The sequence below is a fragment of the Telluria sp. AZSoR62 genome (genome assembly GCF_058111565.1).
The window spans coordinates 296,019-309,857 of record NZ_JBYTST010000005.1; the positions used below are offsets into that span (position 1 = coordinate 296,019).

Consider the following 13,839-nt stretch of genomic DNA (forward strand, 5'->3'; position numbering starts at 1 on the left):
TACCTGGAGAATCGCCATGACGACCGCACCAAGCACCCCGATCCGCCTGTTTCGCAGCAAGCTCTCCGGCCACGCACACAGGGTGCAGCTATTCCTGTCGCTGCTGGAGCTGCCCTTCGAACTGATCGACGTCGACCTGCGCAATGGCCAGAACAAGAGCGAGGCGTACCTGGCGCTGCATCCGTTCGGGCAGGTCCCGGTCATCGACGACAACGGCACCGTCGTGTACGACTCCAATGCTATCCTGGTCTACCTGGCACGCACCTATGGCGGCGAGCGCTGGATGCCGTCCCCGGTCGCGGCGCAAGTGGCGATCCAGCAGTGGTTTTCGCTGGCCGCCGGCCCGATCTTCAACGGCCCGTGCGCCGCACGGCTGGTGCGCCTGTTCGGCGCGCCGCTCGACCTGGCGCGCGCCCAGGGCATCGCCCACAAGCTGTTCGCAGTCCTCGACAAGTCCTTCGCCGACAGCCCCTATGCCATCGGCAACGAGGCCAGCGTCGCCGACGTCGCCGCCTACAGCTATATCGCCCATGCGCCGGAAGGCGGCATCGACCTGGCGCCCTACCCGGCCCTGCGCGCCTGGCTGGCCCGGATCGAGGCCCTGCCCGGGTTCGTGCCGATGCAGCGCAGCACCCCGGCTGCCTGAACGGGAGCGGCCATGGCCACCATGCCCCCTGAGCGGCAGCGCCCAGATTCCCCTTTCCACGCGGGCGAACTGGCGATCCAGCAACGGGCCGGCACCCTGGCCCAATCGGCGGTCACCGGCCGGCGCGGCATCCGCGACCACATGCCGGACCAGCACCGGGAGTTCTTTGCGCAGCTGCCCTTCATGCTGGTGGGCAGCGTGGATGCCGGCGGCCAGCCCTGGGCCTCGGTGCTGGTGGGCCAGCCCGGCTTCATGCATTCGCCCGACCCGAAAACCCTGCGCGTCGATGCCCGGGCGCTGCCGGGCGACGTGCTGGGCGCCAACCTGCGCGCCGGGGCGCGCCTGGGCATGCTGGGGCTGGAACCGCCCACGCGGCGGCGCAACCGGCTCAATGGCGCCGTAACGGCAGTCGACGCGGCCGGCTTCACGCTGGGCGTGACCCAAAGTTTCGGCAACTGCCCGCAATACATCCAGGGCCGCCACGCGCTCTTCGTCGACGATCTCGGTCCCTTGCGGGTCGAGGATAGCGGGCAGTTGAACGCAGCCGACCGCGCCCTGGTCGAAGCGGCGGACACCCTGTTCATCGCCAGTAACGCGGCGCTCGACACGCCGGATTCGCCGCATGCCGGCGCCGACGTCTCGCACCGGGGCGGACGTCCCGGCTTCGTGCGCATCGAAGACGGCGATACCCTGGTCATTCCCGACTTCACCGGCAATTCCTTCTACCAGACCCTCGGCAACCTGCACCTGGACCCGCGCGCAGGCTTGCTGTTCATCGACTTCGCTTCGGGCGAACTGCTGCAGTTGTCCTGCCGCGCCAGCGTGGTGTGGGACGGCCCGCAACTGACAGCCTTCGTCGGCGCCGAACGGCTGCTGCGGCTGAAGGTGGAGCACGTGCGGCGCCTGGTCAATTCGCTGCCGCTGCGCTGGTCCGATCCCAGCTACTGGCCGCTGCTCGAGGGCACCGGCACCTGGGCCCAGACCGACGCGGCCCTGGCGGCCGAGCGGCTGGCCGCCGCCTGGCGCCCCTACCGCATCGTGGAGAGCCGCGACGAGAGCGCCGGCATCCGCAGCTTCCTGCTCGAGCCGGCCGACGGCCAGGGCCTGCCGACTTACCAGCCCGGACAGTTCCTGCCGCTGGCCCTGCCGACTCCTGGCGGCGTGCTGCGCCGCACCTATACCCTGTCGGCGGCGCCCAACGGGCGCCAGCTGCGCATTTCGGTCAAGCTGCAAGGCGCGGCGTCGCGCTGGCTGCACGAGCACGGCGTCGGCGCCATCGTCGAGGCGCTCGGGCCGCGCGGCAGCTTCACCTTCGACCGCAGCCGCGCCCGGCCCGCGGTGATGCTGTCGGCCGGCGTCGGCATTACGCCGATGGTGGCCATGCTCGACGGGCTGCTGGTGAACAACGAACGCTCGCGTTTTCCGTATCCGATCCATGTCATCCACGGCGCGCGCAACGAAGCCGAACAGGCGTTCAGCGCCTTCCTCGCCACCAAGCAGCGCCACCACAAGAACCTGTCGGTGCACCTCGTGCACAGCCAGCCAGACGGCGCAGCGCCGCCGGACAGCCTGAAACGCCATGTCGGACGCGTGAGCATCGGCCTGCTGAAAACCCTGCTGCCCTTCGACGACTACGATTTCTACCTGTGCGGGCCGCAGGGCTTCCTGCAAGACCTGTACGACGGCCTGCGCGCCCTGCGCGTACCGGATGCGCAGATCCACCTGGAAGATTTCGGCGGCGCCGAGCCGGTGCGGCGCATGCCCGATGCGCTCGCGTCCCCGGCGCCTTCGGCGCCGGTCGAAGCGGCCAGCCTGCAGCCGGTGCCGGTCGTGTTCCAGCGTTCCGGGCGCACGGCGACCTGGACACCCGCGATGGGCACGCTGCTGGAACTGGCCGAATCCGAAGGCCTGGCGCCGCTGTCGGGCTGCCGCAGCGGCAATTGCGGCACCTGCGCCACCACCTTGCTGGCGGGCCAGACGGCCTACCTCGGGATGCCGGGCGCGTCCTGCCCGCCCGGCCAGATCCTGCCGTGCATGAGCGTCCCGGCGCAGTCGGCCGACGCACGGCCCGTGGTGCTCGACGCCTGAGCGGAGCGAAACAATCCATTGCGCCGGGCACGCATTCCGCTCTTCCAGACAATTACCGACAATGCCGTCACGATTCCCTCCTACAGCAAGGACCCCATCATGACTGCATTTTCCTTCCATCCCGGCGAGCGCGCCGTCCAGCTGCGCGCCGGCGAAGCGGCCGTTGCCGACCGCAACGCCACCGTGATCGCCGCCACCATCCTGGGCGGGGCACGCCCTTTCATCCAGAAGCAGTTCATGCTCGTGCTGGCCAGCAGCGACGCCAAGGGCCGCGCCTGGTCCTCGGTCGTCTACGGCGCGCCCGGGTTCGTGCATGCGCCGGACGACGCCCACATCGCACTCGAGGTCCCGGCCGGGCGCCGTGCCGAGGCCGATCCGCTGTGGCGCAATCTCGACGCCAATCCTGCCGTGGGCATGCTGTTCATCGAACTGGGCAGCCGCCGCCGCTACCGCATCAACGGCGTGGTCGTGCGCAAGGACGACGCCGGCCTGGTGATCGCCGTGCGGGAAGCCTATCCGAACTGCCCGAAATTCATCCAGCGGCGCCAGCTGCGCGCCATGCGCGCCGAGGGCGGGGCCGACGGCGTGGCCACCGGCAGCGGTATCGGCGGCAGCGTCGCGGCATTGCTGCGCGCTGCCGACACGGTGTTCGTGGCCAGCGCCCACGCCGGAACCGGCGCCGACGCCTCGCACCGCGGCGGGCCGCCCGGCTTCGTGCAGGTCACCGGCCACCAGTCGATCCGCCTGCCCGACTACCACGGCAACAGCATCTTCAATACCCTGGGCAACCTGGCGCTCGACGCGCGCCTGGGCTTGTCGGTGCCCGACTTCGAAGGCGGCCGGCTGCTCCAGCTGACCGGGCGCGCACGCCTGCTGTGGGACCAGGACGACCCGGGCGGGCTCACCGGCGGCACCGGACGCTTCCTCGAGATCGAGGTCGAGCACTGGATCCTGCGTCAGCTTGCCGAGCGTCTGGAGTGGGAGTACCTGGACGCATCGCCTTTCAATCCGCCCGGCCCGCAGGTTTCCGGGGCCGCCTGACCACTACCAGGGGGACCCGTCCAGGCCTGCACCGGCGCGGACGCCTGCCTTGCGCTGCAAGCCGCGGCGCCATTCCAGTTGCCGAAACAATCCATTTCCTCGCACACCGTTTCTGGATGCGGAAGGGGTCCCTAGAATGGTTTCACGCGCTGCCGAAGCGGCGCGGAACACCAGGCCAAGCGCACAGGATGCAGGCGGCCGCCGTCCAACCGCCTTGCCCGACCATCGGAGAGCGCCATGCCTGACCAACCGAACCAGCCTGCACCCCACACGCCGCCCGGCCCCCCCTTGGGCCTGCTGCGTGCTCTGCTCAGCTCGCTTGTCGTCCTGTCCCTGCCGCCGGGGGCGGGCGTGGCGCTGCTCGGCCTGGCATCGGCGCTGGCATGGCGCCTGGCCGTGTTGCTGCCGCGCGTCGCGACCCAGGCCAAGCCCTTCTGCCAGGGTGACGGACGCGGCCGGCAGCGCACTGCGGCGCCGGCGTGCGGAAGCGCTTGACGACCGGGGCAGATCGGGGGATAACGAAGTTATCCTTACCGCAGCGGGGTCAGCCATGGCGACAGTCACCACGACCGAGTTCATACAGGGTTTGCGCGACAGCGAATTCGTCCTTCACTACCAGCCCAAAGCTTCCCTGATCAGCAACCGCATCGTCGGCGCCGAGGCGCTGGTGCGCTGGCAGCGCCCCGACGGGGTGTTGCTGCCGCCCGGCGCCTTCATCCCGATCGCCGAGCGCTCCGGACTGATCAACAGCCTGACCCTCATGCTCCTGCCCAAACTGATCGAGGACATCAGCACCGGCGGCATCAGCAGCGACCTGTGCACCTCGTTCAACGTCACCGCAAGCGACCTGGAAGACGATGTCCTGACCACGCGCATCCTCGGCCACGCCGCGGCAGGCGTGCTGCCGCCGGGCTCGCTGGAACTCGAGATCACCGAAACCCAGGCCATGCAGGCCGGACGCAACATGCTGCGCAACGTCGAGGCCCTGGCCGAAGCCGGCGTAGGCCTGGCGATGGACGATTACGGCATCGGTTACTCCACCATGGATACGCTGAGCCAATGGCCCTTTACCAGCATCAAGCTGGACCAGGGCATTGTCGGCCGCATGCTCGATTCCCCAAAAAATGCCACCATCGTGCGCTCCTCGATCCGCCTCGGGCACGAGCTCGGCCTGCACGTGGTCGCCGAGGGCGTGGAGGCCTCCGCCCAGCACGATTTCCTGGTCGAGGCCGGCTGCCAGATCGCCCAGGGCTACCTGGTCAGCCCGGCCTTGCCGCTGGCCGAATTCGAGACCTTCCGGCATAACATCGGCGCATGCCGCGGCATGCCGATCGGGCTGGTCCACATGGCCATCATCGACCACGTGCAATGGCGGCGTCAGATGAGCAGCTACGCCATCCAGCGCAGCGCCCTGCCGGCCGATTCGCCGGTGCGCCAGCTCGATGGTTATCCGGCGCTGTGCCTGACCAAGTGCGCGCTGGGAAAATGGTATATCGGCGACGGCCGTTATTTCACCGATACCCCCATGTACCAGGCCATCGATGCGCCGCACCGGCGCCTGCACGACGTCGGGGGACAGATCGTCGGGGCCATCCGCTCAGGCGCCGGCCTGAACGACATCGTTCCCCTGCTGTACGACCTGAAACAGGTATCCACCATCCTGATCCGGCTGCTCGAAGATCTCGAGGACGCCGGCCTGCAGTCGCTGTACACCAGCGCCCCGCCGCAGTGCGCGTCCGGCGCGCCGGGCAGCCCGGGGCCGGGCCGCAGCATCCACTGACGCCGCGGCCGCGCCCGCGCGGGGATAGGGTGCGGCGAGCGAAATACTGCATTGAGCTCTCCACCGTTTTTCTCCGGCGCCGCTCTCCCTAGAATGGATTCATCTGCTGCACGGTTCCCGCCAACGATGCGTGAGCCCGGGCAGGATTGCCGGCGCTGCCCCACAGGCCGCCAGGCATGACGAGAACCCATCCACACGATCAGACCAGGAGAACCATGATGCGCATCTTCCCTACCCTTGCACCTTTCGCGGCAGCCATGACGCTTGCCTTCGCTTCCCACGCCGTGCACGCTGCACCGGATCCCGCGCCGGCTGCCGGCAAATCCGCCGCCAACGTGGCCAGCACGGCCGCCGTCAGCTACCGCAGCGTCAAGGTCGACGGCATTAACATCTTCTACCGCGAAGCCGGGCCCAAGGACGCGCCGACCATCCTGCTGCTGCATGGTTTCCCGACCTCGTCGCAGATGTTCCGCAACCTGATCCCCTTGCTGGCCGACCGCTATCACGTGATCGCCCCCGACTACCCGGGCTACGGCCAGAGCGACATGCCGGCCATGACCGAATTCACCTACAGCTTCGATAACCTGGCCAAGGTGGTCGACAAGTTCACCGAAGCGGTGGGCGTGACGAAATACGCCATGTACGTGCAGGACTATGGCGCGCCGATCGGCTTCCGTATCGCGGCCGCCCATCCGGAGCGGATCACCGCCATCGTCGTACAGAACGGCAATGCCTACGACGAAGGGATCGACAACGATTTCTGGAAGCCGCTGAAGGCATACTGGGCCGACAAGTCCGACGCCAATGGCGCGAAACTGCGGCCCCTGTTCGAACCGGGCGCCACCAAATGGCAATACACGGAAGGCGTGCGCGACCTCAGCCGCATCAGCCCCGACGCCTGGACCGTGGACCAGGCCTACATGGACCGCCCCGGCAACAAGGACATCCAGCTCGAGCTGTTCTACAGCTACGGCAGCAATCCGGGCCACTACGCCCAATGGCAGTCCTACTTCCGCAAGCACCAGCCGCCGATGCTGATCGTCTGGGGCAAGAACGACAAGATCTTCCCGCCCGCCGGCGCCCATCCCTACCTGCGCGACCTGCCGAAAGCGCAGTTGCACCTGCTCGATACGGGTCACTTCGCACTCGAGGAACACAGCGCCACCATCGGCGCCCTGATGCGCCCCTTCCTGGCCAAGGCAATCAAAGTAAAGTGATCGCGCGCCAGGCAGCACCCGCCGCCGGCAAGACGCCAGGTTTTGCCGGCGGCGCCACGAAAGCCGGATAATGCGGGACCTTTTCCAAGCGACCGAACCATGACCGCAATGCGCAACAATCATCCTCAACCGGCAGCCACCGCGCCATGACCACCCTGGCCGAACTGGAAGCGGTCCTGACCGTTGCGCGCGTGCGCAGCTTTCGCGCCGCGGCCACTGCCCTGGGCATTTCGACCTCCGCCGTCAGCCATACCGTGGCAGGGCTGGAGCGGCGGCTCGGCGTGCGCCTGTTCAACCGGACCACGCGCAGCGTCGCCGTCACCGCCGCCGGCGCCGAGTTCGTCGCCGGCATCGCGCCGGCGCTGCTCGACATCCGGCGTGCGATGGAGACGGCCGGCAGCAGCGGCGGCAAGCCTTCCGGCGACCTGCGCATCAATACCTCTTCCGCCGCCGCCCTGCGCTGCATGCCCCTGTTCATGGATTTCGCCGCCAGCTGCCCCGCGGTGCATCTCGACATCGTTACCGAAGGCCGCCTGATCGATATCGTCGCCGGCGGCTTCGATGCCGGCATCCGGCTTGCCCAGAGCGTTCCGCAAGATATGATTTCGGTCCAGATCGAACCGGCGCTGCGCTACGTGGTCGTCGGTACGCCGGCTGTCGTCGCGCAGTTCGGCGCACCGGCAACGCCGGCCGACCTGCTTTCCAGACCCTGTATCCGCATGCGCATGCCCAGCGGCGCCAACTACCGCTGGGAGTTCATGGTCGACGGCCTGCCCCTGGACCTCGACGTGCAGGGCATGCTGACCTTCGACAATCCGGCCTTGATCCGGGAAGCGGCGCGCGGCGGACTGGGCCTGGCCTACCTGGCGCAGTGGCATGTCGAGGAGGATCTGGCCGGCGGCCGCCTGGTGCAGGTGCTGGAGCACGCCACGCCCACGGTCGAGGGACTGTGCCTGTACTATCCGGGGCACCGTCATGTGCCGCCGGGATTGCGGGCGCTGGCGGACATGGGGCGCGAGCGCTTTCGCCGGCTCTTCGATTGTCCTCGGCAAGATTTTGCGAAATAATGCGTCAGCAAGGATCGACCCGCCTTTTCATTTTTTTCTCGCCAGGAGAGCAGTCATCGACCAGATCCACCTCATGCAAGTGTTCGTGACAGTAGGCGAAGAAAGCGGCTTCGCTTCCGCCTCGCGCAAGCTCGACGTGTCGCCGGCGGCGGTCACGCGCGCGATCGTCGCCCTCGAAGAGCAGCTGGGCGTGCGATTGCTGCTGCGCACGACCCGCAATGTGCGCATGACCGACGCCGGACGCCAGTACTTCGATTCGGCGCGCGCCATCCTGGCCAGCATCGCGGAGGCCAACGAAGCCGTGTCGGGAACCAATAGCCAGCCGCAAGGCGCGCTGACGATCACGGCGCCGATCCTGTTCGGCCGGCTGATGGTGCTGCCCTGTGTCGTCGACTACATGCGCCAATATCCCCAGGTCGAGGTGACGGCACAGTTCCTGGACCGCGTTGTCAACGTCGTGGAAGAGGGCATCGACGTCGCCATCCGGATCGGCCACCTTCCCGATTCGGCCTTGCGCGCCACCCGCGTCGGCCAGGTCCGGCGCGTGCTGTGCGCCGCGCCCGGCTATCTCGAGGCGGCAGGCGTTCCCGCCCATCCGTCCGACCTGCTGCAGCACACCGTCATCTCGTCGAGCGCCGTGTCGCCGCGCGTCGAATGGCGCTTCGGGCGCGACCCGGAGCCCTTCACCGTGCGGATGAAGCCGCGCCTGACCGTCACCAGCAACGATGCGGCGCTGTCGGCGGCCATTTCCGGGGTAGGCATCACCCGCCTGTTCTCCTACCAGGTGGCCGAGGCGGTGCAGGCCGGCCAGCTGCGCCTGCTGCTCGAGGATTTCGAGGAGGCGCCGTGGCCGGTGCAGGTCGTCCACCGCGAGGGCAAATACGGTTCGCTGAAAATCCGCCGTTTCATCGACAGCATCGTCGAGCACTTGCGCGGGCATCCCCATTTGCAAGCCTAGGATCGTCCCGGACCTGCCGGCGCAAGCATGGCCGGCACGGACCGGATGTAACGCGTTGTCGTGCTTTTGTACCGGAATGCCAGTGTGCGCGGGAGCGGCTAGAATCGCGCCCTACCAAGCACAAGCAAAAGGATCACATGAACATGCACCAACGATGGACCGCGGGCGCAACCCTGCTGCTGGCGGCGCTGGGCTGCAGCGCGGCGGTGCAGGCCAGCGTCGACACCTCCGCCAAGCCGGGCGGCGTCTACCGGCTCAAGCCCGGCATCTACCTCGCGCGCGGAGCCAGCTGCGAAGCGCCGGCCAATGCCGCGATCCGGCTGTACGACGGCCGCGGCATCAACACCATCCACGACGCATCCTGCAAGACCCGGGTCCGGGCACGCCAGGGCAACCGCTACACGGTGGACCAGAGCTGCACCGACACCCGGGCCGAACCGGGACGCAGGATCGTGCAGCGCCAGCAGATCGTGGTGCGCGACGCCCTGACGTTTACCCAGACCGTCAGGGGCGCGGCCAGGACCTACCACTATTGCGCGCCCTACCAGCTGCCGACTGAAGTCAGGCAGTACCTTCCGTAACAGGGGAGCGGGCCTAGCGAACCAGGGACACGCCATTCAGTCCCGGGACGCGTCCGAACACGCCGCCGATGAATTCGATGAACACCGAGGCGCGCTGGGGCAACAGCCGCTCGGCCGAATACAGCGCATTCAAGGGAGTCGGCGGGCCGGCGTAATCGGCCAGCACAGGCCTCAGTTCGCCACGCCCGAGTTGAGCGGCCAGCATCCATGAAGGCAGGTAGCCGATACCCATGCCGCCCAGGACCGCGCGGCGGATCGCGTCCAGGCTGTTCAGGCGCAGGCGGCCAACTACATGCACTTCTCCGGTGCTGAACGGCCAGCTCCCGCTTCCGCTGCCCATCAGGGTGTAGATCAGGCACTCGTGCTGCAGCAGGTCGGCAGGCGTGGCCGGCACGCCGTGCCGGTCGAGATAGGCCTGGCTGGCAACACAGATCCGCTGCGAGGTCCCTATCCGGCGCGCGCGCAGCGCGCTGTCCTTGAGCGCCCCGCCGCGCACGGCGAGATCGACGCCTTCCGCAATCAGGTCGACGTAGCCGTCGCTCAGGCGCAGTTCAACCTGCACATCGGGATAACGCGCCATGAACTCCGGCATGGCGTCCATCAGCAACTCGGTGCCCACGCTGACCGGGCATGCCACCCGCAACAGGCCATGCGGTTTTTTTTCACCCCGCGCATCGGACTCGGCCTGCGCGATGACGTCCAGCGCATGGCGCGCCTGCGCGTAGTACTTCTGCCCTTCCGGGGTGGTGGCCAGCTGCCGTGTCGAACGGTGCAGCAGCCGCGTATCGAGCAGTTTTTCCAGCGACGCGATGTGGCGGCTGACGTTGGGCTGACCGATCTGCAGCTCGCGCGCCACGGCCGAGAAGCTGCCGGTTTCGACCGCGCGAACGAAGCAGTGCATCCACAATAATTTATCCAATTTAGCCCCGGCTTTCCTGATTTATGCATCTGAAGCATAAATCATATGAGCCCGGCCTGTCTTCTGCTTGGCTTGTGGCCACCCCACACTAGCCTCACCGCTCCAACCGGAGCGTCACTTAGCCAAGGAAAACCATGTCACAGAAACTCGCACACAAAGTCGCACTCGTCACCGGCGGCAGCACCGGTATCGGCCTGGCCATTGCCCGCCGCTTCGTCGCCGAAGGCGCGACCGTTTACATCACCGGCCGCCGCCAGGCCGAACTCGATGCCGCGGTCGATTCGATCGGCGGCGCCATCCAGGGCCTGAGCGTCGATTCGGCCGATAGCGCCCAGCTGCAGGCGCTGTACGAGCGCATCAACGAGCAGCACGGCAAGCTCGACATCCTGGTGGCCAATGCCGGCGGCGGCTCGCTTCTTCCGCTCGGCCAGATCACCGAAGAACACTTCGACGACACCTTCTCGCGCAACGTGAAGGGCACGCTGTTCACGGTGCAGGGCGCCCTGCCCCTGATGGGCCAGGGCGCGTCGGTGATCATGACCGGCTCGACCGCAGCGAGCGGCGGCACCGAAGCCTTCAGCGTCTACGCCGCCTCCAAGGCCGCGGTGCGCGCCTTTGCCCGGAACTGGATCCTCGACCTGAAAGGCCGCGGCATCCGTGTCAACACCCTCAGCCCGGGCCCGATCAAGACGCCGGGCCTGGTCGAGCTCGTCGGTACCGATCCCGACCAGCAGCAGGGCTTCCTCGACCACCTGGCCTCGCAGATCCCGATGGGCCGCGTCGGCGAACCGGACGAGATCGCGAAGGCCGCTGTCTTCCTGGCATCGGACGACGCCAGTTTTGTCAACGGCATCGAACTGTTCGTCGACGGCGGCATCCGCCAGATCTGAGTCAGTTTTAGCAAGGCGGGGGCGTCCCTTCGTGGCGACGCAGCCGCTTTGCCACGGAAGGTGAACTTTTGTGCGCTTGCCGCCACATTCCCGTCGCTTCAAGCGCGCTGCCGGATTACAATCGTAGCTATTGCCGCACAGAAACCGGCTTACCGCCTCCAGCCTCCGATGACCCTGACCGCCTCCCCTCCCGCTCCCGACCAGCTCGACCAGCACCGCCTCGCCGTGCGCCGCAACCCGCGCGACGGCAATGCCCATGCCCTGCTTGGCCTGGCGTTTCTCAAAGCGCGCCGGCTCGACGAGGGCGTGACGAGCCTGCGGCGGGCGCTGGAACTGAACCCGAAAGTGCGCGGCCTGCAGCCGGTGCTGGCGGCCGCCCTGTTCGAGCTCGGACGCAACGAGGAAGCCGTGGCGGCCTACCGCGGCGCGCTGCGCTTCCAGGACGAGGCCGACCTGCACCAGGGCCTGGCCGCTGCCCTGCTACGCCTGGGCCGGGCCGGCGAAGGCGAAGTCGCCGCACGCCGCGCGGTGGAGCTGGCGCCGGAGCAGAGCGCGCCCTTGCTGGTGCTGGCCGGGGTGCTGCACAGCCTGAAACAGAGCGACGAGGCAGCCGATTGCCTGCGCCGGGTGCTGGCTATCGAGCCGGACCACGTCGATGCCTGCGCCGACCTGGGCAACATCCTGTTCCACCAGGGACGCCACGCGGAAGCGGCCGGCTACCTGCGCAGCGTGATCGCGGCGCGTCCCGGCCACCTGGCCGCTACCTTGCACCTGGCCCAGTGCGACCGCGCGCTCAAGCGCTTCGATGCGGCCGTCGCAGGCCTGGAGCGCGCCCTCGAACTGGCCCCTGGCCGGCCGGAAGTGCTGGTCGACCTGGGCAACACCCTGCGCTCGCAAGGCAAGCTGGCGCAGGCGGCCGGCGTGCTGCGCCGCGCGCTCGAACTGGCGCCGGACAACGTCAAGGTGCTCAATGGCCTGGTCGGCATCTGCTTCAACCTGGGCGAGTGGGAAGAAGCGCTGCGCATGGCGCGGCGCGCGCTCGAGATCGAGCCCTCGGCGGCGGCGCACAGCGTCGCGCTGTTCGTGCTGAGCCACTGCTGCATGGATCCGGACGAACTCACGCGCGAACACGTGGCGTTCGGGCAGCGCTGGGAGCCGCCGCTGCGCGCGCTGCGCCAGCCGCACACCAACGACCGCGATCCGCAGCGCCGCCTGCGGGTGGGCATCGTCTCGGCCGACCTGTACGACCACGCGGTGACCAATTTCGTGGCGCCGGTGTTCGACGCGCTCAAGGACAGCGCGCAGGTCGAGCTGCATGTCTATTACAACAACAAGATCGAAGACGCCATGACGGCGCGCCTGCGCGCCTGCGCGGCGGGATGGCGCCCGATCGAGCACCTGGACGACGCCGCGGCCGAAGCCCTGATCCGCGCCGACGGCATCGACATCCTGATCGACCTGTCGGGCCATTCGGCGCTGAACCGCCTGGCGCTGTTCATGCGCAAGCCGGCGCCGGTGCAGGCCAGCTGGATCGGCTATGCCGGCACCACCGGCATGGAAGCGATGGACTATGTCGTGTGCGACCAGTTCATGGTGCCGGAAGGCCGCTACGACAACCAGTTCACCGAACAGATCGTGCGCCTGCCGCTGGGGGCGCCCTTCCTGCCCGATCCGGGCGCGCCTCCCGTGAGCGAGCTGCCGGCGCTGCGCAACGGCTACCTGACCTTTGGGAGCTTCCACCGCGCGAGCAAACTCAGCCGTGCGGTGATCGCCCAGTGGTCCAAGCTGCTGCATGCGGTGCCCGATTCGAAAATGCTGCTGGGCGGCCTGCAGTCCGGCGTGGACGACGTGCTGGTCGACTGGTTCGCGCACGAAGGCATTCCACGCGAGCGCCTGCTGCTGCGCGAGCGCACCCACGTGCACGGCTACCTGAAGCAGCATGACGACGTCGATGTCTGCCTGAGCCCCTTCCCCTACAGCGGCTCGACCACGGTCGGCCACGCCCTGTGGATGGGCGTGCCGACGCTGGCCACGGTTGGCGCGACCAACCCGAGCCATGCCGCGGTCTCCTTCATCTCCCACCTCGGGCTGCGCGACTTCATTACCGATGACGACGCCACCTATGTGCGGCTGGGCGTGTTCCTGTCGCAGAACATCCCGGCCCTGGCCGCGATGCGTGCCGGGATGCGCGAGCGCTTCGTCAATTCGGTGCTGGGCTACCCGGGCGTGACGGCGGCCGGGCTGGAATTCGGGCTGCGCCTGATGTGGAAGCGCTGGTGCGCGGGCGAAGCGCCGGCGCCGCTGCGGGTGCGCCTGTCGGACCTGGCCCCGGCCTGAGTCGTTTTATATAGATGTGCTTCGACGCCGCCGCAAGGCGGCGTCGTCGTTCTGCCAGCACTGTATGGACAGTTCGACATCGTTTCACAGGTCACGAAAAATATTTAAATAAATTTCCGTACAGCACTTAATGCCGGAGTGAAACCTGTCGCCTTGTACTTGTGAGAGCGAGTGACGCACTCGAAACCGAATTCACTTACCAGGAGCACACACCATGCTGAGCCTTCACACCAACAATGCTGCACTGTCCGCACAAAACTCGATCAGCCGCACCCAGAGCTCGCTGTCGACCTCGATGACCCGCCTGTCGACCGG

The 13,839-nt window shown here is 67.8% G+C and carries 12 protein-coding genes; 11 read left to right on the forward strand and 1 reads right to left on the reverse strand.

Annotation, left to right across the window (positions count from 1 at the left end; translation table 11 throughout):
• Positions 1-10 precede the first annotated feature (10 nt).
• The 9 genes from AC3XQU_RS10865 to AC3XQU_RS10905 all read left to right on the forward strand — a co-directional run bounded on the left by AC3XQU_RS10865 (position 11) and on the right by AC3XQU_RS10905 (position 9,378).
• Positions 11-646: a glutathione S-transferase family protein gene (locus AC3XQU_RS10865; RefSeq protein WP_489874190.1), complete on the forward strand. Its 636-nt coding sequence runs from the start codon at positions 11-13 to the stop codon at positions 644-646.
• 12 nt (positions 647-658) lie between these two features.
• On the forward strand, positions 659-2,734 hold the full coding sequence (locus AC3XQU_RS10870; RefSeq protein WP_489874166.1) for a pyridoxamine 5'-phosphate oxidase family protein: 2,076 nt from the start codon (positions 659-661) through the stop codon (positions 2,732-2,734).
• Positions 2,735-2,833: 99 nt separating this feature from the next.
• Positions 2,834-3,775, forward strand: a complete 942-nt coding sequence (locus tag AC3XQU_RS10875; protein WP_489874167.1) for a pyridoxamine 5'-phosphate oxidase family protein — start codon at positions 2,834-2,836, stop codon at positions 3,773-3,775.
• Positions 3,776-4,012: 237 nt separating this feature from the next.
• On the forward strand, positions 4,013-4,270 hold the full coding sequence (locus AC3XQU_RS10880) for a hypothetical protein (protein ID WP_489874168.1): 258 nt from the start codon (positions 4,013-4,015) through the stop codon (positions 4,268-4,270).
• Positions 4,271-4,325: 55 nt separating this feature from the next.
• Positions 4,326-5,555: an EAL domain-containing protein gene (locus AC3XQU_RS10885; protein ID WP_489874169.1), complete on the forward strand. Its 1,230-nt coding sequence runs from the start codon at positions 4,326-4,328 to the stop codon at positions 5,553-5,555.
• 215 nt (positions 5,556-5,770) lie between these two features.
• A complete protein-coding gene (locus AC3XQU_RS10890; protein WP_489874170.1) occupies positions 5,771-6,772 on the forward strand; it encodes an alpha/beta fold hydrolase in 1,002 nt (333 codons plus the stop codon).
• Between the two features lie 146 nt (positions 6,773-6,918).
• The gene (locus AC3XQU_RS10895; protein ID WP_489874171.1) at positions 6,919-7,839 is read left to right on the forward strand and encodes a LysR family transcriptional regulator; all 921 of its coding nucleotides are present in this window, start codon (positions 6,919-6,921) and stop codon (positions 7,837-7,839) included.
• Positions 7,840-7,912: 73 nt separating this feature from the next.
• The gene (locus tag AC3XQU_RS10900) at positions 7,913-8,797 is read left to right on the forward strand and encodes a LysR family transcriptional regulator (RefSeq protein WP_489874172.1); all 885 of its coding nucleotides are present in this window, start codon (positions 7,913-7,915) and stop codon (positions 8,795-8,797) included.
• Between the two features lie 137 nt (positions 8,798-8,934).
• Complete coding sequence (locus AC3XQU_RS10905; RefSeq protein WP_489874173.1) at positions 8,935-9,378, forward strand: hypothetical protein; 444 nt, start codon at positions 8,935-8,937, stop codon at positions 9,376-9,378.
• A 13-nt stretch (positions 9,379-9,391) separates the two neighbouring features.
• On the opposite strand, the gene AC3XQU_RS10910 is transcribed toward AC3XQU_RS10905, so the two are convergent.
• Positions 9,392-10,279 carry a LysR family transcriptional regulator gene (locus AC3XQU_RS10910; protein ID WP_489874174.1) on the reverse strand — a complete coding sequence of 296 codons (888 nt, stop codon included), beginning with the start codon at positions 10,277-10,279 and terminating at the stop codon, positions 9,392-9,394.
• A 152-nt stretch (positions 10,280-10,431) separates the two neighbouring features.
• Here AC3XQU_RS10910 and AC3XQU_RS10915 point away from each other — a divergent pair, with 152 nt between their 5' ends.
• A complete protein-coding gene (locus AC3XQU_RS10915; RefSeq protein ID WP_489874175.1) occupies positions 10,432-11,187 on the forward strand; it encodes an SDR family NAD(P)-dependent oxidoreductase in 756 nt (251 codons plus the stop codon).
• Between the two features lie 168 nt (positions 11,188-11,355).
• Positions 11,356-13,524, forward strand: coding sequence for an O-linked N-acetylglucosamine transferase, SPINDLY family protein (locus tag AC3XQU_RS10920; RefSeq protein WP_489874176.1), 2,169 nt, complete (start codon positions 11,356-11,358; stop codon positions 13,522-13,524).
• Positions 13,525-13,839 lie beyond the last annotated feature (315 nt).

Excerpts from the sequence above, each read along its gene's own strand:
- AC3XQU_RS10885 (WP_489874169.1), top strand. The coding sequence starts at position 4,326 with ATGGCGACAGTCACCACGACCGAGTTCATACAGGGTTTGCGCGACAGC.
- AC3XQU_RS10895 (WP_489874171.1), top strand. The coding sequence starts at position 6,919 with ATGACCACCCTGGCCGAACTGGAAGCGGTCCTGACCGTTGCGCGCGTG.
- AC3XQU_RS10920 (WP_489874176.1), top strand. The coding sequence starts at position 11,356 with ATGACCCTGACCGCCTCCCCTCCCGCTCCCGACCAGCTCGACCAGCAC.
- AC3XQU_RS10870 (WP_489874166.1), top strand. The coding sequence starts at position 659 with ATGGCCACCATGCCCCCTGAGCGGCAGCGCCCAGATTCCCCTTTCCAC.
- AC3XQU_RS10875 (WP_489874167.1), top strand. The coding sequence starts at position 2,834 with ATGACTGCATTTTCCTTCCATCCCGGCGAGCGCGCCGTCCAGCTGCGC.
- AC3XQU_RS10890 (WP_489874170.1), top strand. The coding sequence starts at position 5,771 with ATGATGCGCATCTTCCCTACCCTTGCACCTTTCGCGGCAGCCATGACG.
- AC3XQU_RS10900 (WP_489874172.1), top strand. The coding sequence starts at position 7,913 with ATGCAAGTGTTCGTGACAGTAGGCGAAGAAAGCGGCTTCGCTTCCGCC.
- AC3XQU_RS10880 (WP_489874168.1), top strand. The coding sequence starts at position 4,013 with ATGCCTGACCAACCGAACCAGCCTGCACCCCACACGCCGCCCGGCCCC.
- AC3XQU_RS10905 (WP_489874173.1), top strand. The coding sequence starts at position 8,935 with ATGAACATGCACCAACGATGGACCGCGGGCGCAACCCTGCTGCTGGCG.
- AC3XQU_RS10910 (WP_489874174.1), bottom strand. The coding sequence starts at position 10,279 with ATGCACTGCTTCGTTCGCGCGGTCGAAACCGGCAGCTTCTCGGCCGTG.
- AC3XQU_RS10915 (WP_489874175.1), top strand. The coding sequence starts at position 10,432 with ATGTCACAGAAACTCGCACACAAAGTCGCACTCGTCACCGGCGGCAGC.